This window comes from Allobosea sp. GW822-FHT05A11, assembly GCF_058800455.1.
Genome location: NZ_JBXAMI010000002.1, coordinates 707,507 through 732,979, shown reverse-complemented (window position 1 = coordinate 732,979; position 25,473 = coordinate 707,507). Strand labels below are relative to the sequence as shown.

Sequence of the window (25,473 nt, the reverse complement as noted above, 5' to 3'; positions counted from 1 at the left end):
GTCGAGTCCTTGAGCATTGCGCATGTGGGCTCGCTGCCTATGATGGCGGCGGGCATGGGCATGATTTTGCGTGTGGCGGGGGTTGCTTGGAGGGTGGATGCGGTTCTGGCGTAGGGCAAGGCATGCGGTCGCGCTGAGCGGCGGCTGTGCGTTTGCCACACTGCTGAGCCTGCAGGCGGAACCTGCCCGGGCTTTCGACCTTTCGTCGCTCGACGTGTTCGGCCTCTTCACCAAGAAGGACGAGCCGCCGGCGCCTCGCCCGTCTGCCTTGCCCTACAAGCTCGAATTCGATCTCGGCGAGGCCGATGATGCCAAGGCCCTGACCCGCTCGCTGCAGGACGCCTCGCTGCTCTATCGCCTGCGCCAGGACGCCCCGCCCGACGGCGAGAGCCTGTCGCGCCGGATGGCGACCGATCTCAACCCGATGCTCGATGCGCTCTGGTCGCAGGGCTATTTCAACGCCGATGTGACGTTGATCGTCGACGGCGTCCCGCTCAAGGTCGGGGCCGAGCCGAACGCCACGCTGGTGCGGGCGCTGGAGGCGCATCGCAACCGCGACGCCGTGCCGATCACGGTCGTCGCCCGGCCCGGCAAGATCTTCGGCCTGCGCAGGATCGACATTGTCGAGCGCGACGAGTCCGGCTCCCCCGCGATCGCCGATGCGGTCAAGGTCTCTCGCCTGAAGGCCGGCGATCCCGCGACCGCTGCGGCTTTGCGGGCGGCGCAGGCGGCCCTGGTCGATCATATGCGGGCGCAATCGCGTCCGCTTGCCAAGGTCGTCGAGCTGCGCCCGGTCGTCGACCACGCTGCCGGCATCATGGACGTGACCTATGTCCTCGCGCCCGGCCCGCTCGCCGGCTTCGGCGACATCACGGTCGGCCAGACCGACGAGATCCCGCCGGAGGTCGTGCGCTCCTTCATCTATCTCGAACCGGGCGATCCCTACTCGCCGAAGGCGCTGGCCGATACCCGTCGCTCGATCGCGACGATCCCCGCTGTCGGCTCGGTCCGGCTCCGCGAGGGCGACAAGCTCGACGGTGCCGGCAATCTGCCGATCTTCGTCGAGGTGACCGAGCGGCCCAAGCGCCTGCTCGGCTTCTCGGCCCGCTATTCGACGATCGACGGCCCGGCGGTGAAGACCTATTGGGAGCACCGCAACCTGTTCGGCGGCGCCGAGCGCCTGCGGCTGGAGGCCAGCGTCTTCTTCGCGCCGCGCATCGACGGCACCAAGATCCAGCGCTTTGGCGACTTCAAGGAATCCGATCTCGGCGGCCGCTTCGCCTTCAGCTTCATGAAGCCGGCGCTGGGCGGCAGCCGCAACGACTGGCTGCTTGACGGCGTCGCGACGCGCGAGCGCGTCGGCCTCAACCGCTATGGCGGCTATACGGCGCGCTACGGCAACGTCACCTCGGCAATCCGCCACCGCTTCAGCGACACCTTCTCGGTCCAGGCCGGCATCGAGGTCGAGCGCGGCCAGACCAGCGACGTGCTGGGGCAGGTCGACTACACGCTGGTCGGTATCCCGCTCTCGGTGAAATACGATTCCACCGACAATCTGCTCGATCCAACCCGCGGTTTCCGCGCCACGGCCTCCTTCACGCCCTATCCGACCTTCCTCGGCTCGACGGTCGGCATCTACCAGACCAAGGCGACGGTCTCCGGCTATTATGCGCTCGACGAGGACAAGCGCTACATCCTCGCGGGTCGCGTCGGCTTCGGCTCGATTTCCGGCGCCAGCCTCGACGAGATCCCGGCGACGCGGCGCTTCTATGCCGGCGGCGGCGGCTCCGTGCGCGGCTATGCCTATCGCAGCCTGTCGCCGCTCGGCCCGTTCAGACAGATCACTGGTGGCCGCAGCCTGCTGGAAGCCTCGGTCGAGGCCCGGATCAAGGTCACCGACACCATCGGCATCGTGCCCTTCTTCGATGCCGGCACCGCCTTCGAATCGAGCCTGCCGGACGGCAAGCAGAAGCTGCAGATGGCCGCCGGCCTGGGCTTCCGCTACTATACCGGCATCGGGCCGATCCGGGTCGACATCGCCGCGCCGCTCAATCCGCGCAAGGGCGACAAGCCGGTCGCGCTCTATGTCAGCATCGGGCAGGCTTTCTGATGCGCCGGCTCCTGACCATTCCGCGTCTCGCTCTCCTGGCCCTGCTGCTGACGGCGGGCTTCCTCTTCTCGGCGCATTTCGGTGGCTTCGCCCAGAACGCCCAGACCGATCGTGGCGTCATTGCCGACCTGATCTCCAAGGCCCTGTCGAGCAGTACGAGCCAGGTCTCGATCGGCGAGGTCAACGGCGCGCTTTCCTCGGATGTCGAGATCCGCGACATCGTGCTCTCGGATCGCGATGGCGCCTGGCTCAGGCTCGACCGCGTCCGCCTGATCTGGACGCGCGGCGCCCTGCTGCTGCGCCGGCTCGATGTCGACCGGCTGGAAATCGGCAAGCTCGAAATCCTGCGCAAGCCGGCGCCGCAGCCGGCCGGCGCGGCTCCGCCGAGCAATGAGCCGATCCTGCCCGAATTGCCGCTCAAGGTGATCATCCGGGCGCTCCAGCTCAACGAGCTCGCACTGGGCGAGCCGGTACTCGGCGTCGCCGCCCGCTTGAGCGCCAGCGGCGCGGCGCGGCTGGGGCCGCCCAATGAGGGGCTCGACCTCAAGCTCGAGGCGAAGCGGCTCGATATGGGCGGACTCTTCGACGTCACCATGTCCTTCGTGCCCGAAAGCACGCGCCTGCAGCTCGCCGCCAAGCTCGACGAGCCGGCGGGCGGCCTGATCTCGAAGGTCGCCGGCCTGCCGGGCGAGCCGCCGGTGAAGCTCGACCTCAAGGGCGATGGCCCGCTCGATTCCTTCCGCTCCAGTCTCGTCTTCACGGCGGGCCCGACCATCGGCGCCGATGGCTCCGCGACGCTCACCCGCGCCGGGACCGAACGTCAGCTCGCGCTGGCCCTTGATGCCCGCATCGAAGGGCTGATGCCGGCGCCGGTGGCGCCGGTCTTCGCCGGCTCGACCCGGCTCGATGGCTCGGTCGGCTTCCGCGACGATAGCGGCATCGACATCCGCAATCTCGCGCTGGTCTCGGCGCTGGCGCGCCTCGACGTGCTCGGCCGCTACAATCCCGACAAGACGCTTGATCTGCGCGTCACCGCGGCTTCGCGTCCCAACGAGGGCGGCCGCACGGTCGCGTCCGGCACTGAGATCGGCAAGCTCGCCTTCGACGCGACGATCCGCGGCCCGGTGGCCGGACCGACCGTCGTCGCGAAGCTCGACGCAAACGACGCCAAGCTACCGGCCGGGCAATTCGGCAAGCTCGCTCTTTCCTTCAACGCGACGCCGACCGGCACGATCGGCGAGCCCGGCACCCGTATCGCCCTGACCTCTGACGGAGAGGCCAGCGGCATCGTGCTGGCCGACAAGGCACTGATGCGCGCGGTCGGCGACAAGGTTACCTTCACCTTGCGCGGCACCGGGCAGGATGACGGCACGGCCGATTTCGAGATGCTGAAGCTCGCGCTCTCCGGCGTCGAGCTGGATTACAAGGGCAAGCTCGGCCAGGCCCGCATGCTCGGACAGCTCAAGGCGGTGCTGCCCGATCTCGCCCGCTTGAGCGGCCTGGCCGGCCGACCCCTAGGGGGCAGGGCGGATATCACTGCCGATCTCGACGCGACCCCGCGCACGAACAACTACACCGCGACGCTCGCGGGCAAGGCCGAGCGCCTTGCGACCGGCGAAGCCGCGCTCGACCGCCTGCTCGCCGGCAGCCTGACGCTGGCCGGCCGCGTCAATGCGCTCGCCGGCGACTATACGGTGAGCGGCTTGCGCGTCGCCGGCCAGCACGCGGCCTTCACCGCCGACGGCTCGATCGGACAGCAACAATCCGACCTGAAGCTCGCGCTGAACCTGCCCGATCTCAAGCGCGCCGATCCGCGGTTGTCCGGCCGTGGTGACGTCACCGCCCAGATCACCGGCCCGCAGAACAGGCTCGATGCCACCGCCCGCATCGCCGTCGCCAACGCCACCGCGCTCGCCCGGCCGATCCCGCGCCTGACCATCGATGCCGTCGCGAAGGATCTGCAAGGCGCGCTCGACGCCAGCGTCACGCTGGCCGGCGAGGTCGATTCCAAGCCCGCGACCGGCTCGCTGCATCTCGCCCGCCAACCTGACGATGGCTGGAACCTCTCGACGCTCGATTTCGCCCTCGGCTCGGTCCGCCTGAATGGCGGCCTCACCCTCGATCCGGCGAGCCGTGCCGCCGGCCGCCTGACGCTCGCGGCGCGCAATCTCGACGATCTCTCGGCCCTGGCGCTGACCAAGCTCGGGGGCCAGCTCGATGCCGATATCGTGCTGGCGGCGCCGGAAGGCCGGCAGGATATCGACCTGACGGCCCGCGGTTCGCGTCTCGTCGGTCCGTCGCTGACCATCGACAAGCTCGATGCCCGCGCCAATGCCAGGGATATCTACGGCCGCCCGATGCTCGACGCAGCGATCGCCATCGACCGCGCCGTTGCGGCTGGCGAGGCAATCAGCGGCATCCGCTTCGATTCGAAGGGCGCGCCCGACGCCAGCGCCTTTACGCTCAGCGCCAATGCCCGCGGTTTCGCGTTGAAGGGGGCGGGTCGGCTGGTTCCGGGCGAGCCGCTGAAGCTGGAGCTCGCTTCTTTCGACGCGCGCCGCGATGGCCGCGCGATCACACTCGCCAATCCCGCTGCATTCAGCTTCCCGGCCTCCGGCGTCGAGATCGCCAATCTCGCCCTGCGGATCGACAAGGGGCGGGTGACGCTCGACGGTCGCGCCGGCGAGACGCTCGATCTGCACTTCGCCGCCCGCGATGTGCCGCTGTCCGCCGCGAGCATCGCAGTGCCCAGCCTGAAGCTCGGCGGCACGCTGAACGCCGAGGCGCAGGTCAAGGGCAAGCCGGGCGACCTCTCGGGCCCGTGGAAGCTCAGGATCGCGCAGCTCGTTACGCCCGAAACCCGTCAGGCCGGCCTGCCGCCGGTCGAGATCCAGGGCGAGGGCGCGCTCAAGGGCGATGCCGCCGGCATCTCCGCGACCGTCAACGCCGGCAAGGGCGCCAGCCTGACATTGCGCGGCACTGCGCCGCTCAACGCCACCGGCCCGCTCGACCTCACCGCACAAGGCCGGGTCGATGCCGCACTCGCCAATACCATGCTGGCCGCAGGCGGCCAGCGCGTCACGGGCGCGGTCGCCCTCGACATGCGCGCCGGCGGAACTGCGTCGGCCCCGCGCCTCAGTGGCAACGCGACCCTGACGGGCGGCAGCTTCACCGACGCCCTGCAAGGCATCCGCTTCAATGCCATCGAAGCGCGGATCGCCGCCAACGGCGACAACCTGACGATCGAGCGCGCCTCCGCCCGGACGCCGAATGGCGGCACGATCTCCGCCAGCGGCCAGGTCAAGGTCGATCCGGTCGCCGGCTTCCCCGGCAATATCCGGATTCGCGGCGATCGCGCCCAGCTCGTCTCGAGCGGATTGGTCACCGCCGTGGCGGGGCTGAACCTCGAAATCACCGGCCCGCTGGCGCAGCGCCCCCGCCTCGGCGGCCGGATCGATATCGCCTCGCTCGAAGTCTCCGTGCCGGATCGCCTGCCGGCGACGCTGCGGCCGGTCGACGGCATCAAGCATGTCAATGCCAAGGGCGCGGCGGCTGCCCGCCTCGCCGCCGCGCGCAAGGCGCAGAAGGCCAAGGGGCGCGGTGGCCGTGCGGCGCCGGCCTTCGATGCGGCGCTCGCCCTGACGGTCTCCGCTCCCAGCAAGGTCTTCATCCGCGGCCGTGGCATCGATGCCGAGCTCGGCGGCGAGATTCGTGTCGGCGGCACGTCCTCCGCGCCCGCATTGGACGGCGGCTTCGAACTGCGCCGCGGGCGGCTCAGCGTCCTGACCCAGCGGCTCGATTTCAGCCGCGGCCGGCTGACCTTCGCCGGCGGGCTGATTCCCGACCTCGACTTCATCGCCCAGACCAGCGCTGGCGACGTCACCGCTCGCATCATCATCAGCGGCCCCGCCGACCAGCCGGTCTTCGCATTCACCTCGCAGCCCGAACTGCCGCCCGACGAAGTGCTGTCGCGGCTGCTCTTCGCCCGTGCCTCGGGTTCGCTCTCGGCGTTCCAGGCCCTGCAGCTCGCCCAGGCGGCGGCGCAGTTCGCCGGCGGCGGCGGCGACGATACCTTCGAGCGGCTGCGCAAATCGCTCGGCGTCGACAATCTCGACATCCAGATGGGCGAGGGTGGGCCGACCGTGGGAGCGTCGCGCTATATCAGCGACAATGTCTCCGTTGGCGTGAAGGTCGGCTCCAAGCCGGAGGATAGCGGCGTCTCGGTCGGCATCGACCTGACCAAGCGCCTGAAGCTCCAGGCCGAGACCGGGGCCGATGGCAGCGCTGCCGTCGGAATCGGGGCCGAGTGGGAGTACTGAGCAGGCCGCGTTGCCCGAAAATGGCGCGCGAAGGGATTCGGCCCGATTCTGCTTTTCGGGGACGCGATTCCCGGGCGAGGCAAGCCGAAAACCTCTTGCGCGGTGCCGTTTCGGTTAATGCTTGGTGAATTTTGCCGGTCAAAGCGTGGCTCCCCTGCAACACCGGTTTCCAAAGCACCCCATTCACAGGCTCGGGCGGCGGATCGAGGTTGATCGGCGGGGCGGCTTTCGTATGGTGGGAATGCGTCGGGACGTTCCCGGTCGCTGTTTTTCGCCTTCGCCTCCGAAATAGGTCGGTGACGCAGGCGAAATACCGGGAACAGGCAGGTTCTGCGATCAGGCTAGAAAGCTTGGGGCGGGGGGCAGGCTGAAGCCCGAGGGTCTCGAAACTCTTTTGGAGGTTACCAAATGAAGCTCGTCAAGAGCCTCCTCCTCGGTTCCGCCGCCGGCATCGCCGCGGTCGCCGGGGCTCAGGCCGCCGACCTTCCCTCGCGGAAGGCCGCTCCGGTCGAATACGTTCGTGTCTGCTCCGCTTTCGGCGCCGGCTTCTTCTACATCCCGGGCACCGACACCTGCCTTCGCATCGGTGGTCGTGTTCGCGCCGAGTACACCTTCGGTGAGCGTTGGAACGCTGGTCAGGACTCGTACGGCACCCGCGCTCGCGGCCGTATCTACATCGACGCTCGTAACCAGACTGCCTACGGCACGCTGCGCACGTTCGTTCGTTACGACCTGACGACCAGCACCGGTTCGTACATGTACGGCGGCTCGAACGCTGGCGCGAACCGCTTCTCGGGTGTCAACGGCGTCAACGGCGACGTTGCCTTCCTCGATAGCGCCTTCGTTCAGCTCGGCCCGTTGACCGCTGGTAAGATCCAGTCGTTCTACTCGTTCTACGCGAACGACATCGGCTTCCAGGTCCTGCGCACCTCTGACCGTCAGGTCAACGTCCTCGCCTACACCGCCACGTTCGGCGGCGGCTTCAGCGCCACGGTCTCGCTCGAAGACCCGAAGACGACCAACCGCCGCGCTTCGGTTCTGGCCTATCAGGGCACGACCTATCCTGACGTCGTCGCTTCGCTGCGCGTCGATCAGGGCTGGGGCTCGGCTCAGCTGTCGGGCGCCATCGGTGACCGCGGCATCTACTCGTCGCCGTGGGCGGTTCCCGCCGGCAATGGTGCCAAGAAGGACGAGATGGGCTGGGCAATCCAGGCCGGCGTCAAGTTCAACCTGCCGATGCTGGCTGCCGGCGACAGCCTGTGGCTGCAGGCCGGTTACGCCGACGGCGCTCTCGAGTACCTCGGTTGGGGTGGCACGGCCGGTCACGGCCGCCTGGCTGCCTACGCGGTCAACAACTTCGGCGCCAACGCTTTCGGCAACCTGAAGTCGAACACCGGCTACAACCTGGTCGCGGCTCTGCGCCACTTCTGGACCCCGTCGATCCGTTCGGACTTCTTGGCTTCGTACTCGGCTCTTCAGACGAACGACTTCGCGATCAAGTCGGTCGACCCGAAGGAGCTGATGCTCGGCGCCAACCTGGTCTGGATGCCGGTCGCCGGTCTCGACATCGGTGTCGAGGTCCTCTACTCGCGCACCGAGTACGGTGTTCGCGTTCCGGACGCCAAGGCCTTCGCCGTCAACGGTCGTACGATCAAGTCGGACGACGCCTGGACTGGCCGTCTGCGCATTCAGCGCGACTTCTGATCGGTCTCCGATCTCTAGTCAGGAAGCCCCGGGGAAACCCGGGGCTTCTTTTTTATGTGGGTTGTTCCGGCTTCACTGTTGACGGGAGCCCGTCCCCCGGCCTGATCTGGCATAGGCGTCTGAGCCACGATCCCGCCAGGGATCGTCTACGGGCGCCCGTTGAATCGATATCTGCGGATCGCTCGACAAGCCTTTGAGAAAACGAGGGCGATCCCGGTCATAGGGTACCGCGCCAGGCCCTCGGTCGGCGCGGGGCAGGGGGCTATGCATGTCTCAACCGGCGCGTTGGCTCTGGGGCCTGATCCCATTGGGCCTGTTGTGGGGAGCCGGCAATCTCGCGCTCGATACCGCGATCGAACGTGATGTCGGGCTGCGTGCCGAGCAGGCCGTCGCTGCGGTTGCCGGCACGACGCCTGGTGCCCGCCCGGTCGTTGCCCAGGTCGATGGCCGCGACGTCACCATCGGCGGCGAGGTCTTGTCCTCGGACGGCGCGAACAAGGCGATGGCCCGGCTGCATGGCGAATTCGGCGTGCGCAGGACGCTCGGCGGGTTGTCGCAGGTCGTCGCCCAGAAGCCTTATTCCTGGTTCGCCAGCCGCCAGTCCGACAGTGTGACGCTCGGCGGCTTCGTGCCCGATCTCGACACTGCGGCTGCCAATATGGCGGTGGCATCGGCAGCCTTGCCCGGCCTGCGGATCGACGATCGCCAGACCGTCGCCTTCGGCGCGCCCGAGGGCTTTGCCGCAATGGCGGTGGCGATGCTCGCTGAGCTGCCGAAACTGGCCTCGGGCCGCGTCGCCCTCGACGACGGCCGCTTCTGCATCGAAGGCAAGGCGGCCAGCTCGGATTCGTTCCTGGCCCTCGAAGCGGCGGTGGCACAGGCGCAGCGGCCGGGCTTCCGCTCCGTCAAATGCGATATCGAGCCGCCGACCGTGGCCCCCTATCGCTGGAGCGCCGAGCATGAGGCCGGCGCAGCATTGGTCATGCGCGGCTTCTACCCCGATCAGGACGCGCGCAAGCAGATGCTCGCGGCGGCGCGTCAGGCCTTCGGCGCCGGGGCTGCTCTTCGCGACGAGATGAAGCCGGCGCTCGGGGCGCCTTCGGCTTTCCTTGTGAAAGTGACGCGCGCTCTCGGCGATCTGGCGCGGCTTCGGCAAGGAAAAGCCGAGATCGACGGTGAGAATTACGCACTGACCGGGAAGGGGCCCGAGACCTACGAGGCCTGCCAGGCATTGCGCCTGCAGATCGCCCAGCTGGACGGGCCGGATTCGGTGGCTCGGGCTGCGATCGAATGTCCCCCAATGCCCTCACCGCCAGTGCCGGTCGTCGTGCCGATGCCGGAGGTGCCGGGGCTGATCCTGCATGACGTGCTGCCCGCTTCGCCCAAGCCGCAGGGTTCTGCGTCCGCTCCGGCACCAGCTCCTGCAACGCCGCAAACCTCTGTCCCGCCGCCGGCAAGCACGCCGCCAGCGAGCACGCCGGTGGTGCCGCCCCGTGTGGTGGCGCCCGTGCCGCTGGAATGGAGCGCGGCTCGCAGTGACAGCGGCCTGCGCCTGAACGGGAAGCTGCCGGATGAGGCGGCGCACACGAACCTGCTCGCCACGGTGCGGGGTCTCTTCGGCGAAGCGGTCGTCGACGATCGCATGACTGTCGAGCCGGCGTTGCGCTCCGATCTCGACCTGCCGGCTTCGACCGCCTTTGCGCTCGAGGCTCTGTCGAAGCTCCGGACCGGCTCCGTCAGCATCCGCGACAAGGCCTTTGCCATCACCGGCGAGGCTGCGGATGCCGCGAGCCTTGCGGCGCTGCGCGACCTGTTCGCGCGCAATGCGCCCGCCGGCCTGGCATTGGCCGCCATGCCGGAGAGCGTCGTCGTGCGACCATACGGCTTGTCGCTATCGGCGGACCGGACCGGTTTGCGGCTCTCCGGATATCTGCCTGACCGGGCAGCACAGGCTGCGTTGCGGGCATTGGTCGCGGATTCCCCGCTGAAGGACCGCTTCGAGGACGCGACGACCCTCATTCCGGGCGCTCCGGCCGGCTTCGCCGAGGCGGCCCGTGCCGTCCTCGCCGATCTGCTGCGGCTCGATCTCGGTTCGGCCTCCATCGTCGACGACCGCGTGACGCTGCGCGGATTGACCTGCCGTGACCTGATCAGAAGCGAGATCGAGACCAGCGCTGCAACCGGCCTGCCGCAGGGTTACAAGGCCGATGCGGTGGTGAGCCTGCGCCAGACCGGTTGCGTGGTCGATCCGCCGGCAAGCTGCCAGAACGATCTCGACGGGCTGACCAAAAGCAACACCGTTCTGTTCGGCCAGGGGACTTCGGTGGTGGAACTCGATGCCACGACCGAGCGCGTCATCAGTGAGGCCGCGGCCATTCTCAAGAAGTGCCCGGGCTCCCCTGTCGTGATCGAGGGGCACGCCAATCGCGATGGCGAGCGGCGCGGCTTCGACAATATGGATCTGTCGTTGCGCCGGGCGTTGCGCGTGCGCGACGAGCTGGCGCGTCGCGGTATCGAGACAGGCCAGCTTGCCGTCAAAGGCTATGGCAGCACCCGGCCGCTTGTGCCGCATGAAGCGCCGGAAGCACGAGCGATGAACCGCCGCGTGCAGTTCACCGTGGCGAAGTAGGAGTCCGACATGCTCTATCTCGCCAGCCAGTTCCTCTGGTTCCTGGTCGCCGCCTTCGGCCTCGGCTTTGCCATGGGCTGGATCAGCCATGACGGCGGCAAGGCCCGCTTCTGGAGCGGCGCCTGGACCGCGGTCGCCGCACTCTGGGTCGCCGGCGCCGCGTTGACCTGGCTGCAGCTTCTGAACGGCATGCCGGCGACCTGGGTCGAGACCGCGCTGCTGTTCACGGCGGCCTACTGGGTGGGCTGCGTCTGCGCGAGCCTTCTTCGCAAGCCGGCCGCCCTGCGGGCTTCGCAGGCTGGTGTCGCGGCCGCCTCTTCGCCGGCAGTATCGCCCGCGCGACCACAGGCCCAACTGCCGCCTGTCGAGAACGAGGCTGAGCTGCCCGGCCAGCGACCGGCAGGATTTGTCGCGGCCCGCGACGGCAAGGCCGATGACCTGAAGCTGATCAAGGGCATCGGCCGGCAGAACGAGGGCCGTCTGCATGGCCTCGGCATCTGGCATTTCGAGCAGATCGCCGGCTGGACCTCCGAGAACGTCGAATGGGTTGGCGGCTATCTCGCCTTTCCCGGCCGGATCGAGCGCGAGGACTGGGTTGGCCAGGCAAAGCTCCTGGCGGCGGGAACAGAGACCGAGTTCGCCAGGCGGGCCAAGGCGGGCGAGGTCGAAAGCTCGCGCGATGACGGCACAGCGGGGCAGAGCAATGTCGCCGACATCGCCGAGGATGGGCGTTCGAAACCCTGAAACGGATCAGCCCGCGCGCCGCTCGGCCCGCGCGATCAGCTTGCCGATCCGCCGGATCATGTCCTTCGTGCCGAGCAGCGGGGCATGGCCCTGTCCAGGCGCGGTGTAGATCTCGCAATCGGGATGGCGTTCCGCCATCTCCTCCAGCGTCTTCTCCGCCAGGAGATCGGAATTGGCGCCGCGGATCGCCAGCATCGGCACGGTCTTGAGCGCGTCGAAATAGGTCCAGAGCACCGGCAAGGGCGCTTCGAGATCGAGCTCCTCCAGCACCTTCATCAGCCTGACGTCGTAATCGGGCCTGAGAGCGCCGTCGCGATCGGTCCAGGTGCGGCGCGCCATCATCTCCCACTCCTCTTCGCCGAGGATCGGGAACTGCTGGTCGGAGAGCCGTTTCAGGATCTCGGCGCCTTCCTGGAAGCTCCGTGGAACCGGCAGCTTGCCGACATAGCCGCGGATGCGCAGCAGGCCGCGCGCGTCGATCACCGGGCCGACATCGTTGAAGACGACGCCGCGGATCATCGCGGGCCGCGCCGCCGCCAGTGCCATGGTCAACAGGCCGCCGCGCGAGGTGCCGACGAAGATCGCCTGCTCGATCCCGCTTGCGACCAGCACCTGGACGAGATCGTCGAGCTCGATGCGGATGTCGTAGTTCTTCCAGTCCTTGTCGTATCCGGAGAGCCCGCGGCCGCGATAGTCGAGCGCGAGCACGCGGCGCGGCTTGGCTTCGTCCTGCGACAAGGCGAGAGCCAGCTCGTGGAAGTCGGCCGCGGTGCGGGCAAAGCCCGGCAGGCAGACGACCGGCAGCGCGGTCCCGGCAAGCGGACCGTAATCGCGAAAATGCAGCTTGAGCCCGTCGCTGGCGCTGACGAAGCGGGAGGTGAAACCGGATTCGGGCATCAGGGGACTCGAAGGATGCAGGGGGACGCACCTAACCATGGCGCCGGCGCCTGCGGAAGCCGGCTTTCGGTTCAGGCGGCGCCCCAGCGTTGCAGCTTCGCGAGGCAATGATTGAACTGGGCGAGCTCCTGCGGTGTCAGCACCGAGAGGAAGTCGCGCTCCATCGCTTCGCCCAGCCGGTCGGCTTCCTCGCGGATGACTTCACCTTGCGCGGTGAGATGTAGCGCCACGCGCCGCGCATCGGCGCTTTCCAGTTCGCGCTGGACCAACCCCGCCTCGACCAGCTTGCGCAGGTGTTTCGAGACAAGCGTCTGCTCGATGAAGGTCGCTTCCGACAAGGCCCGGGACGACAGCCCCGGCTGGTCGCCGATGGCCCGCATCACCCTGAGCTCACGGATATTGAGGCCGAGCCGCTCCTTGTAGACCTGCGAGGCCTTCGCCATCGCGGTCTGGCTCAATTGGTCGAGCCGGAAGGTCAGGAACGAGTCGCGGGCCATCTTGCTCCCTTGCTCAGCCTTGCGTGCGCGTCCGGTTCGCCAGGCCCAGCGCAAGCAGGGAGACTGCCGTGCAAGCGAGGAGATAATAGGACGGAACCATGTCCGAGCCGGTCTTCGCCACCAGCCAGGTCAGGGTGAAGGGCGCGAGCCCGCCGAACAACAGCACCACGATATTGTAGGCGATCGACATGCCGGTCGAGCGCACCTGTGTCGGGAACATGCCGGCAAGGAGACCCGGCGTCGGTGCCCAGATCGCGGCGATGGAAAGCGCGCAGATCGCCTGCGCGGTCAGGAGCCGCTCGAAGCTCGGCTCCGCCACGACATAGGCGAGCAGCGGGTAGGAGAGCAGCGCGAAGCTCAGCATGCCCAGCAACCAGACGCGGAAGGCGCTCCAGCGATCGGCGAGATGGCCCATGATCGGCACGAAGATGAAGAGCAGGATACCGCCGATGAGCGAACTCAGCATGGCGCTGGTGAAGGGCAGCTTGAGCTGGCGGATCACATAGCCCGGCAGGAAGATGAACCAGACATAGTTCGAGGCCGTGCCGGGGATCATGATGCCGAAGCAGCGCAGCAGCGCGTTGCGGTGCTCGGACAGCACGGTGCGGAACGGCGTCTGGCCTTCGCCCTGCTTGGTGTCCTTCTCGTATTCCGGGGATTCATCGACGAAGCGGCGGATATAGAAACCGAGCGGCGTGATCAGCGAGCCCAGCAGGAAGGGGATGCGCCAGCCCCAGCCCTGCAGAGCTTCCGGCGTCAGCAGCGTCGCCAGCGCATAGCCCGAGAAGGCGGCGAGCGCGAGCGCCAGCGCCTGCGAGCACATCTGGAAGCTGCCGAACATCATCTTGCGGCCGGGCGGGGCATATTCGACCAGCATGGCGGTGGCCGAGGCGAATTCGGCGCCGACCGAGATGCCTTGCAGGATGCGGGCGAGGATCACGAGGATCGGCGCGAGGATGCCGATCGTCGCATAGCCCGGCGTCAGGCCGATCAGCACGGTCGAGAAGCCCATGATCAGGATCATCACCGTCAGGATCGGCTTGCGGCCGAAGCGGTCGGCATAGGTCGAGAGCAGCACGCCGCCGACCGGGCGAACGAGGAAGGAGATCGCGAAGGTTGCCGCTGTCAGCAGCGCCGAGACCAGCGGGTCGGAGGTCGGGAAGAAGACCTGCGCGATCACCGTGGCGAAGAAGCCGTAGACGAGGAAATCGTACCATTCGAGGCCGTTACCGATCACCGAGGAGATGACGGCGCGGCGGACCATGGCCGGGGAGCGCGGCTCGGCGCCCTGGATTGCGGCGGCGGTCATGCGTTGGCTCCGGTCTGGCGCTCGACGAGGCGGCACAGCATGCTGGCGCCGACCGGCAGCAGCCGGTCGTCGAAATCGAAGGTCGGGTGGTGGCACATCGCGCCGGGCTGGCCGAGGAAGATATAGGCGCCGGGCCACTCTGCCAGCATCAGCGCGAAATCGTCGGAGAAGGGCAGGGGCGTGAGGTCGGTCTGCACATTGGCCTCGCCGAGCACCTGTCTCGCGGCAGAGGCCGCCGCAGCCGCAGCGCGCGGATCGTTGAGGCAGGGCGGGCAGCTCGCCTTCTTCACGCAGGTGATCGTGCAGCCCGACATCAGCGCGAAGCCCCTGCAGGCCGCGTCGAGCTTGTCGACGATGCGCGCCTCCGTCTCGGGGTTGTAGCTGCGGATCGTGCCGCTGAGCTCGGCCGAGTCGGGGATAATATTCGAGGCGGTGCCGGCGACGAGCTTGCCGAGGCTGATCACGGCGGGCTGCATCGGGTCGACATGGCGCCCGACGATCGAGGAGATCTCGGTCGTGAGCCGCGCCGCGACCTGCAGCGGGTCATCGGTCGTATGGGGCGCGGCGCCATGGCCGCCCTTGCCCTTGATCGTGATCTCGAACACGGTCGTGCCGCTCAGTGTCGGGCCGGGCCGCACCGCGGCGGTACCCTCCTCATAGAGCGGGATGGTGTGCAGCGCGTAGACCTCGGAGCAGGGGAAGCGTTCGAACAGGCCGTCCGCGATCATGCGCTCGGCGCCCTGGCCGATCTCCTCGGCCGGCTGGAAGATCAGATGCACCTTGCCGCGCTTCGGCGGGTTGGCGGCGAGATGGCGGGCTGCGGCGAGCAGCATCACAGTATGGCCGTCATGGCCGCAGCCATGGAACTGGTTCTTGGTGGTCGAGCGGTAGTCGAGCCCGGTATCCTCCTCCATCGGCAGCGCATCCATGTCGGCGCGCAATCCGATGGTCGGCCCCTCCGCCGCGCCCTTGATGACGCCGACGAGCCCGGTGCCGCCGAGTCCGCGATGCACTTCGATGCCGAAGGAGGCGAGCGTCTTCGCAACGAAATCCGAGGTTCGGAATTCCTGGAAGGCGATTTCGGGATGGGCGTGAAGGTCGCGGCGCCAGGCCTCAAGCGTGGGCGCGAAATCGGCAATGTCCTGCAGCATCGAAATTCCTCCGCTGCTCCGCAGAGGTAGTTGAAAATTTCAAATATTGCAATCGTCAGGGAAGATCGTTGCCGAGGGGCAATGGCGGTTGTCATTCCGGCGCGCGCCGCAGGCGCGAACCCGATGACCGCGTCAACGCGTCATGCTCGGCTTGACCCGAGCATCTCGAAAACCAGTGTCATCTCATCACGAGATTCTCGGGTCTGCGCTACGCTTCGCCCGAGAATGACGGTGCGGTGGCTGGCCGGGGTTAGTCAGTCCCGCTTGCCGCCGCGCTTCAGGTCGTAGTCGATCAGGTAGGCGGTGCGCTGGTTCAATCGCTCGCGATAGACCTGCAGGTTCTCCATCACGCGCTGGACGTAGTTGCGCGTCTCGGAGAAGGGGATGCGCTCGACCCAGTCGACGGCGTCGACCTCGGGATCACGCGGGTCGCCATAGGCCGCGATCCATTTCTTCACATTGGGCGAGCCGGCATTATAGGCGGCGAAGGTCAGGATATAGGAGCCGCGCCACTCCTTGAGCAGGTCGTTGAGATGGGCCGCGCCCATCCGCGCCGCATAGAGCGGGTCCTGGCCCAGTTTCTGCCAGTCGAAGGGCAGGCCGGCGCGGCGCGCCGTCTCGCGCGCGGTCGCCGGCATCATCTGCATCAGCCCGCGCGCGCCGGCATGCGACATCGCGGTCGGATCGAAGGCGCTCTCCTGCCTTGCGATCGCATGGACGATGGCGCGCTCCATCGGATCGCCGAGCACGTCGAATTCCGGGATGCCATCGACCGGATAGGCGGCCATGTCGAGCGGGAAGCCGCGTTGCAGCGCCGCCTTGCCGATGCCGACCAGCGCACGCGCATCGGTCTCGCGCCGGGCAATGGCGGCGATCGCCTCCAGCGCCTCGGTGGTATGCAGGCGCTGCGCCAGGTCCTTCAGCATCAGCGTGGCGAGATCGCGCTCGCCGATACGATAGAGCAGGCGCACGGCCCGGTGCCCTGGCAGGGTCTCGAGCCCGGCGGCAACCGTGCGCCGCAGCGGCAGGCCGGGTAGCCCGAGCTTCGCCCGGGCCAGCTGCCCGTAATAGGCGACCGGCTGCTCCGCGGCCTTGCCATAGGCGGCCCTGGCCTCATGCGCCTTGCCCAGTTCCTCATAGGCGCGGCCCTGCCAATAGGTGGTTCGTGCGACCGAGATCGGTGTCTCGGCGATACCAGCAGCGGCATCGAAGTGCTTCAGCGCCACATCCGGTTTCTTGAGAAAGCGCAGCGCGACGAAGCCGGCACTCCATTCGGCTTCGATCCGCTCGGCCGCATCCTCGGCGCCGTGACCGGAGGAAACCTCATAGGCCTTCTGCGGCTGGCCGGCATCGAGGAGCTTGCGCGCGATGATGCGCCGCTCCTCCCACCAGCCATCGCCGTCGCCCAGCAGGGCCGGGTCGCGCGGGATCGCGGTCAGCGCCTTCACGGCATCGTCGAGCTTGTCGCCGCGCCGCGCCTGCTGGGCCTGCAGGAAAGCGAAGGAGACATCGCCGCGGAGTGAGGCTGGCACTGCTGAAATCAGTTTCTCGGAGATCGGCCGACGCGCTTTGGCGCTCGCCAGCCGCGCCTTGGCCAGCACGATATAATCGGGCGAGACCCGGGCGGCATTGCGCAGAGCCGCCTGACCGCTCTCCCGGAACAGGAAGCGCTCGGTGCGCAGGCGGTGATCGTCCTTGGTCAGCGCCGCCTCGAAATCCTTGAGCACGATCTTTTCGAGCGCCTGCCCAAACGAATCCTTGCGCCAGCTCTGGCGGATGATGTCGGCGGCTTCTTCGGCCTTGCCTTCCTCCTTGAGCGCGAGCGCCAGCGCGATCCGCCCGGCCGCCGAGACGGGCTGCTGGCCATGGAAGAAGGCGCGCACGATCGCCGGGCTCTTCTTCTCGGCGATCAGCGCCTCTTCGGCGCGGCGTCGAAAACGGGTCGTGGCCGGATAGTTCGGATGCTCGCGCAGGAAGGCGTCGATCCGCGTGAAGGGAACGGCGCCGGCATTGGCATGGATCGCCACCCATTCGAGCAGCGAACGCGCGGAGCGGTCATCGATGCGCGCCGCGAGATCGTCGCCCTCGGCAAGCGCATTGCGACGATAGGCGGCGACAGCCGCCTTGACGGCCTCCGCATTGATCGGGCTTTCGCCCCGCAGCGCGTTGGGCGGGTAGGGCGGCAGCGCGCTCGTCGTCTCGACATCGCCGAGCATGGCGAGCTTGCGCTGGCTGGCGAGCATGCCGTCGTCGCCCGCCTGCGTCGTCGAGGCGGAGAGCAGGGCAGGCAGCAGCAGGCCGATCAGTCTCCTCGCGGCGGCAGGCGAGGCCATGGCGGAACTCCAGGCTCGAACGGATATCTGTGATGGTCGGGGAAGCAGGTTGATGAACGCTTAACTATGAGGCCACGCATTTTCATGGCTTGCCGGCTTTGCCTTGGCGGGATGACGGTTTATGTGTGGCGGCCCCGCAACCCGCGTTTTCGTCCCAGGATCGTCCCATGACCAAGCACATTGCCTTTACCGGCTCGATGCCCGCTCTGGTCACGCCGTTCAAAGCCGGCAAAGTCGACGAGGTGGCGCTGCGCGCGCTGGTCGATTGGCAGATCGGCAACGGCTCGACCGGGCTCGTGCCCGTCGGCACCACCGGCGAGAGCCCGACGCTCTCCCATGACGAGCACAAGCACGTCGTCGAGATCGTCATCGACCAGAACAAGGGCCGCGTCCCGGTCATCGCCGGCGCCGGCTCGAACAACACGATCGAGGCGATCGACCTCGCCGTCCATGCCGAGAAGGCCGGCGCCGATGCCGTGCTCGTGGTGACGCCCTATTACAACAAGCCGACCCAGGAGGGCATGTACCAGCACTTCAAGGCGGTGAACGATGCGATCGGGATTCCGATCATCATCTACAACATCCCGCCGCGCTCGGTAGTGGACATGTCGGTCGAGACGATGGCGCGGCTCTACGAGCTCAAGAACATCGCCGGGGTGAAGGACGCCACCGCCAATCTCGCCCGCGTCTCGCAGCAGCGCCACGCCTTAGGCGCGGATTTCATCCAGCTCTCGGGCGAGGACATGACCGCGCTGTCCTATATGGCGGCCGGCGGCCATGGCTGCATCTCGGTCGTCGCCAATGTCGCGCCGCGCCTTTGCGCCGACCTGATGGAGGCCGTCCAGAAGGGCGACTATGCGGGGGCGCTGAAGGTGCAGGACCGGCTGGTGCCGCTGCATGACGCGATCTTCAAGGAGCCCGGCCTCGCCGGGGCCAAGCATGGCCTGGCGCTGCTCGGCCGCATCGAGGAGGAGGTCCGCCTGCCGCTGATGCCGGTGACCCCGGCGACGGGCAAGGTCATTCGCGAGGCCATGGTTTTCGCCGGGCTGTTGAATGCTTAAGTGAGATAGGTGGCCGCGCCGCCCGGCGCGGTTATTCGCTGGCCGATCGCGGCGGGCGGTAGAACGACAAGGTCGGCGTTTCCAGGCGCTTGGGTGCCGATCCCGAATCGGATTCTCAGGTTCTGGCAGCGCCGGTCGAGCAGCATGGATTCAGCGGAACGGCATGAAGAAACCTGATCCGGAGCGCTATCGCCTAGCAGCGGACAACCGCAAGGCGCGCTTCAACTACGAGATCAAGGAAACCGTGGAGGCGGGCATCGCCTTGCAGGGGACCGAGATCAAGTCACTGCGCGGCGGCAAGGCGACGATCGGAGAGAGCTATGCCGGCCGGATGGGGACGGAGCTCTTTCTGTTCAACGCCCATATTCCGGAATATCTCGAGGCGAACCGCTTCAATCACGAGGTCCGCCGGCCGCGGAAGCTCCTGCTTCACCGGCGGGAGATCAACAAGCTGATGGGCGCGGTCCAGCGCGAGGGCATGGCCCTGATCCCGCTCAAGGTCTACTTCAACGACAGGGGCAGGGCGAAGGTTGAACTCGGCCTCGGCAAGGGCAAGAAGCTCCACGACAAGCGCGAGACCGAGAAAGAGCGCGACTGGAACCGCGACAAGCAGCGCCTGCTGAAGACGGGCGGGTAGGGGCCGCTGGCCTCACCCCTCGACCGGCTCGTCGCCCTGGCGAATGCCGTAGCGCCGCTCCAGTGACGGGTTTCCGGGAGTGCCTGGTGCGGCGCCGGCCCCCGTGCGATTGGCGCGCTCGGCCGGGTCGCGGCCGATCTTCTGCATGAGCTGGGCGAGGTCGACGAATTCGTCGCATTGCCGGCGCAGCTCGTCCGAGACCATCGGCGGGTTGGTCGAGATCGTCGAGACCACCGAGACCTTGACGCCCTTGCGCTGCACGGCCTCGACCAGCGGCCGGAAATCGCCGTCGCCGGAGAACAGGTAGATCTGGTCGAGATGCGGCGCGAGCTCCAGCATCTCGATCGCCAGCTCGATATCCATGTTGCCCTTGACGCGGCGCCGGCCAGTGGCGTCGGTGAACTCCTTCGCCGCTTTGGTGATGACCCGGTAGCCGTTGTAGTCGAGCCAGTCGACCAGCGGCCTGATCGAGGAATACTCTTCGCTTTCCACCAATGTGGTGAAATAGAACGCGCGGATCAGGTTGCCGCGGCCCTGGAACTCCCGCAACAGGCGCCGATAGTCCATGTCGAAGCCGAGCTGCTTCGAAGTCGCGTAGAGATTGGCGCCGTCGATGAACAGCGCGATGCGCGGTGCGGCGCTCATGGCAATCACTCCTGCTAAAATATCTTTAGGTATGAAAATGGGCACCAAACGCGTTCTAACAATGTCGTTTTGCGACTGAAATTTGACAAGTTACAAGGAGCGGCCGTGGCACACTGACGCAGTTCGGTTTTCCGTTACGTCAGGGTCGCAGGCGCGCCGGATTGCCGACCGCGGTGCCGCCGGCCGGCACGTCGCGCGTGACGACGCTGCCCGCGCCGATGATGGCATCGTCCCCGATCGTGACGCCGGGCAGGATGATCGCGCCGCCGCCGATCCAGACATTGCTGCCGATGCTGACGGGGCGCCCGAATTCCAGCATCTGCCGGCGCTGGCCGGGATCGCGCGGATGATCGGCGGTCAGGATCTGGACACCGGGCCCGATTTGCGTGCCGTCGCCGATGGTGACCGCGACGACGTCGAGGATGATGCAGTTGAAGTTGAGAAAAACGCCGTCGCCGAGGCTGATATTGTAGCCGTAATCGCAATGGAAGGGCGGGCGGATGACGACGCCTTGCCCGACGTGACCGAGCGCCTCGCGGAGCAACGGCAGCCGCTGTTCTGGCGCCGTACCGGGCGCGTTGAAGCGCTCCATCCAGGCGGTGGTACGGAGATTGTCAGCGACGAGTTCGGGGCTGTCGGCGCGATAGAGCTCGCCGGCCAGCATCTTGTCCTTCTCGCTGCGCATCGCGCCTTCCGTGCCGCTCAGCCTTTGCCCTTCGGAAATTCCAGCCCCATCTCGCGATAGCGTTCCGGGTCGTCGCTCCAGTTTTCGCGCACCTTCACGAACAGGAAGAGATGCACCTTGGCCTCGGCGGCTTCCGCGATCTCGACGCGGGCCTTCTGGCCGATCGCCTTGATCGTCTGGCCGCCTTCGCCGAGCACGATCTTCCGCTGGCCTTCGCGCTCGACATAGATCGTCTGCTCGATGCGGACGGAGCCGTCGGACTTCTGCTGCCAGCTCTCGGTCTCGACGGTGGAGCGATAGGGCAGTTCGTCATGCAGCCGCTCGAACATCTTCTCGCGGGTGATCTCGGCGGCGAGGAAGCGCAAGGGCGCGTCCGAGATCTGGTCTTCCGGATAGAGCCAGGGGCCGAGCGGCAGCCGCTTCTCCAGCCAGGCCAGGATGTCCTTGACGCCGTAGCCGGTCAGCGCCGCGACCATGAAGGTCGTCTCGAAGCTGCCGAGCTCGTTCACCTTGGCGGTGATTTCGAGCAGCTTCTCCTTCGGCACCGTGTCGATCTTGTTGAGGATCAGGAATTTCGGCTGCTTCAGCTCGGCGAGCTTCTCGAACAGCGCCGTGTTTTCCTCGTGGTCGAAGCGCGCGACATCGACGAGGACGCCGATCAGGTCGGCATCGGTGGCGCCGCCCCAGGCGCTCGTCACCATCGCGCGGTCGAGCCGGCGCTTGGGCGCGAAGATGCCGGGCGTGTCGACGAAGATGACCTGCGCCGTGCCGGAAAGGGCGATGCCGCGCACCTGCGTGCGCGTCGTCTGCACCTTGCGCGAGACGATCGAGATCTTGGCGCCGACGAGCTGGTTGAGCAGGGTCGACTTGCCGGCATTGGGCGCGCCGATCAGCGCGACGAAGCCGCAGTGCGTGGCTTGGTCGGATTCAGACATTGTCGCCTTCCGGGTTGTCGTTCCACAGGCCCTCTCGCCTGAGAAAGGCTTCGGCTGCGGCCTGCTCGGCCAGTCGCTTGGATGGGCCGCGCGCCTCGGCGTCGGCAAGCCCCGTGATCTTCGCCGCGACGACGAAGACGGGCGCATGGTCGGGGCCGGAGCGGCCGCGCTCGCTATAGGTCGGCGTCGGGTAGCCCTTTCCTTGCGCCCATTCCTGCAGCGCGGTCTTGGCGTCGCGTAAGGGTCGGACCGGCTTCAGCATGCGTTCGCCGAAGGCGCGCTCGATCAGCGCACGCGCCGCCTCGTAACCGCCATCGATGAAGACCGCGCCGATGATCGCCTCGCACGCATCGGCCAGGATCGCCTTGTTCTTGCGGGCGCCGCCGAGGATCTCGCCTTCGCCGAGTCGCATGAACTGGCCGAGATTCCAGCCTTCGGCCACCTCCGCGCAGGTCTCCTTGCGCACGAGATCGGCGAGCCGGCGCGAGAGATTGCCTTCTTCAGACTGCGGAAACTGCCGAAACAGCAATTCGGCGACCGAAAGGCCGAGCACGCGATCGCCGAGGAATTCGAGGCGCTGGTAGCTCGCCAGCCGCGAGTCCTCTGCGCTCATATGGGTCAGCGCCGTCGCGAGAAGGCTCTGGTCTGCGAAACGATGCCCGAGCACGGCCTCGAGCCGCGCCGTATCCGGGGCCTTGCGCCCGCCGTCGCCCACCTTGCTCACTTGATGGAGCTGAACAGGCGGCTCCAGCGAACCGTGGAGGGCCATTCCCAGATCTTCCAGGCCGAGGCACCGTCGTCGATCGAGAAGAAGATGATCTCGGCTCGCCCGACGAAATTCTCGAACGGCACGAAGCCGACGCTGCGATCACGCGAGTCGAGCGAATTGTCGCGGTTGTCGCCCATCATGAAGAAATGGCCGGGCGGCACGATGAAGACCTGCGTGTTGTCGAAGGTGCCGGTATCGCCCTCGCGCTCGATGATCTGGTGGCTGACGCCGTTGGGCAGGGTCTCGCGATACTGGATCACCGGAGCGCTGCGGCCCCAATTGTCGGTCGTGACGAAATCGGCGATGCGCTCGCGCTTCACGGGCGTGTTGTTGATGTGCAGGATGCCGTCGATCATCTGGATGCGGTCGCCGGGCAGGCCGATGACGCGCTTGATGTAATCGGTCGAATTGTCGCTCGGCAGCTTGAACACGGCGATGTCGCCGCGCTTCGGCTCGGCCGCCCAGACCCTCCCTGAGAACAGCGGCGGGCTGAACGGGATCGAGTGCTTGGAATAGCCGTAGGTGTATTTCGACACGAATAGATAGTCGCCGATCAGCAGCGTCGGAATCAGCGAGCCGGACGGGATGTTGAACGGCTGGAACAGCAGCGTGCGGATGACGAGCGCGATGAGCAGCGCCTGGACGACGACCTTGATCGTCTCGAGGACACCGCCCTCTTCCTTGGCCGCCTTGCTTTTGCTGTCGACGTCGTTGGCCACGCGGGCGCTCCTGAGGCTGCGATCCTGCGCGCGGTCTAGCCGACTATCGCGCCTGCGACAACGCGCAAGAGCGGGAGGAGGAGGGCATCGGCGGATGGCGCATGCGAATCGAGAATGGGAGAGTGGCGATATCAGGGCGGCTTTTGCCTCGGACGCAGATTGACGGCCCGGATTTTCGCCAACAGCATCACGATTGCGCGTTAATGGGGGAATCATTCATGAGCACGAAGAAATTAGCCGCCGAAGCCATCGGCACATTCTGGCTGACCTTCGCGGGTTGCGGCAGCGCGGTCATCGCCGCGGGATTTCCGAATGTCGGTATCGGGTTGCTCGGCGTTTCGCTTGCGTTTGGCCTCACGGTTGTGACGATGGCCTATGCGATCGGCCATATCTCCGGCTGCCATCTCAACCCGGCAGTGACGGTCGGCCTCGCGGCCGGCGGGCGCTTCCCGGCGGGGCAGGTCGTTCCTTATATCATTGCGCAGGTGGTCGGCGCCGTCGTGGCGGCGGCCGTTCTGTATCAGATCGCCAGCGGCGCGCCGGGCTTCGATCTTGCCGGCGGTTTCGCGTCGAACGGCTATGCCGAGCATTCGCCCGGCAAGTACAACCTCGTCTCGGCCTTCCTCATGGAAGTCGTGATGACCATGATGTTCCTCTTCATCATCATGGGCTCGACCCATGGCAAGGCGCCGGCCGGCTTCGCCCCGCTGGCGATCGGCCTCGGTCTCTGCCTGATCCATCTCGTCAGCATCCCGGTGACCAATACCTCGGTGAACCCGGCCCGCAGCACCGGCCCGGCGCTCTTCGTCGGTGGCTGGGCGCTGCAGCAGCTCTGGCTGTTCTGGCTGGCGCCTCTGATCGGCGGCGTGCTCGGCGGCGTGATCTATCGCTGGCTGAGCAACGAGCCGGAAGGCGAAATCACCGGCCGCTGAGCGGCCGGGCAGGCAGGTAGAGCCTCAAGGAAAGCCGTCGTCGTCCCGGGCGCATCGCGATGCGGTGCCCCGGAATGGCGGCGGCTTTCGCACGAAGCGAGGGTGCCTCAGGCGACCGGCCGGGCCTCGATCACCACGAAGGCTTGCGCCAAAGGCGGGTCGTCTGTCAGCGAGACATGGACGAAGGCTTCATGGCCTGGTGGGGTCATGGCCTTCAGCCGCTCGGCGGCGCCTCCGGTCAGGCGCAGCGTCGGGCGTCCGCCCGGCAGGTTGACCACCTCCATGTCGCGCCAGAAGACACCGGCGCGCAAGCCGGTGCCCAGCGCTTTCGAGCAGGCCTCCTTGGCTGCGAAGCGTCGGGCGTAGGAGGCGGCACGGGTCGCGCGACGATCGGATTTCGTGCGCTCGCCTTCGGTGAAGACGCGTTCGGTGAAACGATCGCCGAAGCGTTCGAGCGAGCGCTCGATCCGGCGGATGTCGCAGAGGTCGGAGCCGATGCCGAGGATCATGCTCGCGATGTAGCGCGCTTTTCGCCTGACAGGAACCGCTTCCGGAGCTGAAAAGGCGGGAGCGGTCGTTCAGCCCCCGGCGCGGCCCTCGTCCATCGCCTGCCGCATCCGGCGGATCGCCGCTTCGAGGCCGATGAAGATAGCCTCGCCGATCAGGAAGTGGCCGATATTGAACTCGACGAAGGCCGGTACCCGGGCGAGCGAGCGGGCCGTGTCGTAGTCGAGCCCGTGCCCGGCATGGACCTCAAGGCCGAGCTTCGCACCCAGAGCGGCGCCGTCCGTCAGGCGCTGGAACTCGACCTTCGCCTTCGCTGCCTCGCCATCCAGGACGGCATGGCACCAGCTTCCGGTATGCAGTTCGATGACCGGCGCGCCGAGCTTGGCGGCCATTGCGATCGGCGCCTCGTCCGGCTCGATGAACAGCGAGACGCGACAGCCGGCCGCCTTCAGCCGGGCGATCGCCGGCGTCAGGTGGCTCTCCTGCCCGACGACATCGAGCCCGCCCTCCGTGGTGCGCTCCTCGCGCTTCTCCGGCACGAGGCAGGCCGCATGCGGCTTCAGCCGCTCCGCCAGCGCGATCATTTCGGGGGTGGCGCCCATCTCGAAATTGAGCGGCCTGGTCAGTTCGGTGGCGAGGCGCTCCATGTCGGCGTCGCGGATATGGCGCCGGTCCTCGCGCAGATGGGCGGTGATGCCGTCCGCGCCGGCGGCAATCGCGAGATGCGCCGCCCGGAGCGGGTCGGGCAGGGCGCCTCCGCGCGCGTTTCGCACCGTGGCGACGTGGTCGATATTGATGCCAAGACGCAGCCGATCGGCCATGGTGCCCCCCTGTGTTCTTGCGTCCTGCTTAGACGAAAGCAGCGCACCGGCTCAATGCAGGGATTGTGA

At 67.3% G+C, this 25,473-nt stretch carries 20 protein-coding genes; 8 read left to right on the top strand and 12 right to left on the bottom strand.

The genetic code is table 11. The features are described 5' to 3' along the window. The first annotated feature begins 97 nt into the window (after positions 1 to 97). From AC1RLU_RS08730 to AC1RLU_RS08710, 5 genes are all read left to right on the top strand, one after another. Positions 98 to 2,110 carry an autotransporter assembly complex protein TamA gene (locus tag AC1RLU_RS08730; RefSeq protein ID WP_492795014.1) on the top strand — a complete coding sequence of 671 codons (2,013 nt, stop codon included), beginning with the start codon at positions 98 to 100 and terminating at the stop codon, positions 2,108 to 2,110. Further along, positions 2,110 to 6,429 carry a translocation/assembly module TamB domain-containing protein gene (locus AC1RLU_RS08725; protein WP_492795012.1) on the top strand — a complete coding sequence of 1,440 codons (4,320 nt, stop codon included), beginning with the start codon at positions 2,110 to 2,112 and terminating at the stop codon, positions 6,427 to 6,429. Before AC1RLU_RS08730 ends, AC1RLU_RS08725 begins: the two co-directional genes overlap by 1 nt. 408 nt (positions 6,430 to 6,837) lie before the next feature. Continuing rightward, the gene (locus AC1RLU_RS08720; RefSeq protein ID WP_492795010.1) at positions 6,838 to 8,133 is read left to right on the top strand and encodes a porin; all 1,296 of its coding nucleotides are present in this window, start codon (positions 6,838 to 6,840) and stop codon (positions 8,131 to 8,133) included. A gap of 268 nt (positions 8,134 to 8,401) precedes the next feature. After that, positions 8,402 to 10,762, top strand: coding sequence for an OmpA family protein (locus AC1RLU_RS08715; protein ID WP_492795008.1), 2,361 nt, complete (start codon positions 8,402 to 8,404; stop codon positions 10,760 to 10,762). Positions 10,763 to 10,771: 9 nt separating this feature from the next. Further along, on the top strand, positions 10,772 to 11,506 hold the full coding sequence (locus AC1RLU_RS08710) for a helix-hairpin-helix domain-containing protein (protein ID WP_492795007.1): 735 nt from the start codon (positions 10,772 to 10,774) through the stop codon (positions 11,504 to 11,506). Between the two features lie 6 nt (positions 11,507 to 11,512). Here AC1RLU_RS08710 and AC1RLU_RS08705 read toward each other — a convergent pair whose 3' ends face one another. The 5 genes from AC1RLU_RS08705 to AC1RLU_RS08685 form a co-directional block, all read right to left on the bottom strand. Further along, on the bottom strand, positions 11,513 to 12,403 hold the full coding sequence (locus AC1RLU_RS08705; RefSeq protein WP_492795005.1) for an alpha/beta fold hydrolase: 891 nt from the start codon (positions 12,401 to 12,403) through the stop codon (positions 11,513 to 11,515). 71 nt (positions 12,404 to 12,474) lie between these two features. Next, positions 12,475 to 12,900, bottom strand: a complete 426-nt coding sequence (locus AC1RLU_RS08700) for a MarR family winged helix-turn-helix transcriptional regulator (RefSeq protein ID WP_492795004.1) — start codon at positions 12,898 to 12,900, stop codon at positions 12,475 to 12,477. 13 nt (positions 12,901 to 12,913) lie between these two features. Further along, positions 12,914 to 14,209 (bottom strand): MFS transporter, encoded by a 1,296-nt coding sequence (locus AC1RLU_RS08695; RefSeq protein WP_492795002.1) that lies wholly within the window; start codon positions 14,207 to 14,209, stop codon positions 12,914 to 12,916. Continuing rightward, positions 14,206 to 15,360: an amidohydrolase gene (locus AC1RLU_RS08690; protein ID WP_492795000.1), complete on the bottom strand. Its 1,155-nt coding sequence runs from the start codon at positions 15,358 to 15,360 to the stop codon at positions 14,206 to 14,208. Before AC1RLU_RS08690 ends, AC1RLU_RS08695 begins: the two co-directional genes overlap by 4 nt. 254 nt (positions 15,361 to 15,614) lie before the next feature. Next, the gene (locus tag AC1RLU_RS08685) at positions 15,615 to 17,693 is read right to left on the bottom strand and encodes a lytic transglycosylase domain-containing protein (RefSeq protein WP_492794998.1); all 2,079 of its coding nucleotides are present in this window, start codon (positions 17,691 to 17,693) and stop codon (positions 15,615 to 15,617) included. Between the two features lie 167 nt (positions 17,694 to 17,860). Here AC1RLU_RS08685 and dapA point away from each other — a divergent pair, with 167 nt between their 5' ends. Together dapA and smpB are read left to right on the top strand one after the other, a co-directional pair. Further along, on the top strand, positions 17,861 to 18,754 hold the full coding sequence (dapA, locus tag AC1RLU_RS08680) for a 4-hydroxy-tetrahydrodipicolinate synthase (protein WP_492794996.1): 894 nt from the start codon (positions 17,861 to 17,863) through the stop codon (positions 18,752 to 18,754). 163 nt (positions 18,755 to 18,917) lie between these two features. Further along, positions 18,918 to 19,391 carry an SsrA-binding protein SmpB gene (smpB, locus tag AC1RLU_RS08675; protein WP_492794995.1) on the top strand — a complete coding sequence of 158 codons (474 nt, stop codon included), beginning with the start codon at positions 18,918 to 18,920 and terminating at the stop codon, positions 19,389 to 19,391. Between the two features lie 12 nt (positions 19,392 to 19,403). Here smpB and AC1RLU_RS08670 read toward each other — a convergent pair whose 3' ends face one another. The 5 genes from AC1RLU_RS08670 to lepB form a co-directional block, all read right to left on the bottom strand. Beyond that, the gene (locus AC1RLU_RS08670) at positions 19,404 to 20,036 is read right to left on the bottom strand and encodes a LabA-like NYN domain-containing protein (protein WP_113585578.1); all 633 of its coding nucleotides are present in this window, start codon (positions 20,034 to 20,036) and stop codon (positions 19,404 to 19,406) included. Between the two features lie 139 nt (positions 20,037 to 20,175). After that, complete coding sequence (locus AC1RLU_RS08665) at positions 20,176 to 20,721, bottom strand: sugar O-acetyltransferase (protein ID WP_492794993.1); 546 nt, start codon at positions 20,719 to 20,721, stop codon at positions 20,176 to 20,178. Between the two features lie 17 nt (positions 20,722 to 20,738). Further along, complete coding sequence (era, locus tag AC1RLU_RS08660) at positions 20,739 to 21,656, bottom strand: GTPase Era (RefSeq protein WP_061964108.1); 918 nt, start codon at positions 21,654 to 21,656, stop codon at positions 20,739 to 20,741. After that, the gene (gene rnc / locus AC1RLU_RS08655; protein WP_082617022.1) at positions 21,649 to 22,425 is read right to left on the bottom strand and encodes a ribonuclease III; all 777 of its coding nucleotides are present in this window, start codon (positions 22,423 to 22,425) and stop codon (positions 21,649 to 21,651) included. Before rnc ends, era begins: the two co-directional genes overlap by 8 nt. Further along, the gene (lepB, locus tag AC1RLU_RS08650) at positions 22,377 to 23,144 is read right to left on the bottom strand and encodes a signal peptidase I (protein WP_061964106.1); all 768 of its coding nucleotides are present in this window, start codon (positions 23,142 to 23,144) and stop codon (positions 22,377 to 22,379) included. The genes rnc and lepB overlap by 49 nt, the downstream gene beginning before the upstream one ends. Before the next feature lie 218 nt (positions 23,145 to 23,362). Here lepB and aqpZ point away from each other — a divergent pair, with 218 nt between their 5' ends. Continuing rightward, on the top strand, positions 23,363 to 24,076 hold the full coding sequence (gene aqpZ / locus AC1RLU_RS08645; RefSeq protein WP_061964104.1) for an aquaporin Z: 714 nt from the start codon (positions 23,363 to 23,365) through the stop codon (positions 24,074 to 24,076). A gap of 107 nt (positions 24,077 to 24,183) precedes the next feature. On the opposite strand, the gene acpS is transcribed toward aqpZ, so the two are convergent. Then, positions 24,184 to 24,585 carry a holo-ACP synthase gene (acpS, locus tag AC1RLU_RS08640; RefSeq protein WP_061964102.1) on the bottom strand — a complete coding sequence of 134 codons (402 nt, stop codon included), beginning with the start codon at positions 24,583 to 24,585 and terminating at the stop codon, positions 24,184 to 24,186. 69 nt (positions 24,586 to 24,654) lie between these two features. Next, complete coding sequence (locus AC1RLU_RS08635) at positions 24,655 to 25,404, bottom strand: pyridoxine 5'-phosphate synthase (RefSeq protein WP_492794990.1); 750 nt, start codon at positions 25,402 to 25,404, stop codon at positions 24,655 to 24,657. Between the last annotated feature and the right edge of the window lie 69 nt (positions 25,405 to 25,473).

What these genes read in the sequence shown, in the direction of transcription:
- AC1RLU_RS08730 (WP_492795014.1), top strand. Translation starts at nt 98, where the DNA reads ATGCGGTTCTGGCGTAGGGCAAGGCATGCGGTCGCGCTGAGCGGCGGC.
- AC1RLU_RS08725 (WP_492795012.1), top strand. Translation starts at nt 2,110, where the DNA reads ATGCGCCGGCTCCTGACCATTCCGCGTCTCGCTCTCCTGGCCCTGCTG.
- AC1RLU_RS08720 (WP_492795010.1), top strand. Translation starts at nt 6,838, where the DNA reads ATGAAGCTCGTCAAGAGCCTCCTCCTCGGTTCCGCCGCCGGCATCGCC.
- AC1RLU_RS08715 (WP_492795008.1), top strand. Translation starts at nt 8,402, where the DNA reads ATGTCTCAACCGGCGCGTTGGCTCTGGGGCCTGATCCCATTGGGCCTG.
- AC1RLU_RS08710 (WP_492795007.1), top strand. Translation starts at nt 10,772, where the DNA reads ATGCTCTATCTCGCCAGCCAGTTCCTCTGGTTCCTGGTCGCCGCCTTC.
- AC1RLU_RS08705 (WP_492795005.1), bottom strand. Translation starts at nt 12,403, where the DNA reads ATGCCCGAATCCGGTTTCACCTCCCGCTTCGTCAGCGCCAGCGACGGG.
- AC1RLU_RS08700 (WP_492795004.1), bottom strand. Translation starts at nt 12,900, where the DNA reads ATGGCCCGCGACTCGTTCCTGACCTTCCGGCTCGACCAATTGAGCCAG.
- AC1RLU_RS08695 (WP_492795002.1), bottom strand. Translation starts at nt 14,209, where the DNA reads ATGACCGCCGCCGCAATCCAGGGCGCCGAGCCGCGCTCCCCGGCCATG.
- AC1RLU_RS08690 (WP_492795000.1), bottom strand. Translation starts at nt 15,360, where the DNA reads ATGCTGCAGGACATTGCCGATTTCGCGCCCACGCTTGAGGCCTGGCGC.
- AC1RLU_RS08685 (WP_492794998.1), bottom strand. Translation starts at nt 17,693, where the DNA reads ATGGCCTCGCCTGCCGCCGCGAGGAGACTGATCGGCCTGCTGCTGCCT.
- dapA (WP_492794996.1), top strand. Translation starts at nt 17,861, where the DNA reads ATGACCAAGCACATTGCCTTTACCGGCTCGATGCCCGCTCTGGTCACG.
- smpB (WP_492794995.1), top strand. Translation starts at nt 18,918, where the DNA reads ATGAAGAAACCTGATCCGGAGCGCTATCGCCTAGCAGCGGACAACCGC.
- AC1RLU_RS08670 (WP_113585578.1), bottom strand. Translation starts at nt 20,036, where the DNA reads ATGAGCGCCGCACCGCGCATCGCGCTGTTCATCGACGGCGCCAATCTC.
- AC1RLU_RS08665 (WP_492794993.1), bottom strand. Translation starts at nt 20,721, where the DNA reads ATGCGCAGCGAGAAGGACAAGATGCTGGCCGGCGAGCTCTATCGCGCC.
- era (WP_061964108.1), bottom strand. Translation starts at nt 21,656, where the DNA reads ATGTCTGAATCCGACCAAGCCACGCACTGCGGCTTCGTCGCGCTGATC.
- rnc (WP_082617022.1), bottom strand. Translation starts at nt 22,425, where the DNA reads ATGGCCCTCCACGGTTCGCTGGAGCCGCCTGTTCAGCTCCATCAAGTG.
- aqpZ (WP_061964104.1), top strand. Translation starts at nt 23,363, where the DNA reads ATGAGCACGAAGAAATTAGCCGCCGAAGCCATCGGCACATTCTGGCTG.
- acpS (WP_061964102.1), bottom strand. Translation starts at nt 24,585, where the DNA reads ATGATCCTCGGCATCGGCTCCGACCTCTGCGACATCCGCCGGATCGAG.
- AC1RLU_RS08635 (WP_492794990.1), bottom strand. Translation starts at nt 25,404, where the DNA reads ATGGCCGATCGGCTGCGTCTTGGCATCAATATCGACCACGTCGCCACG.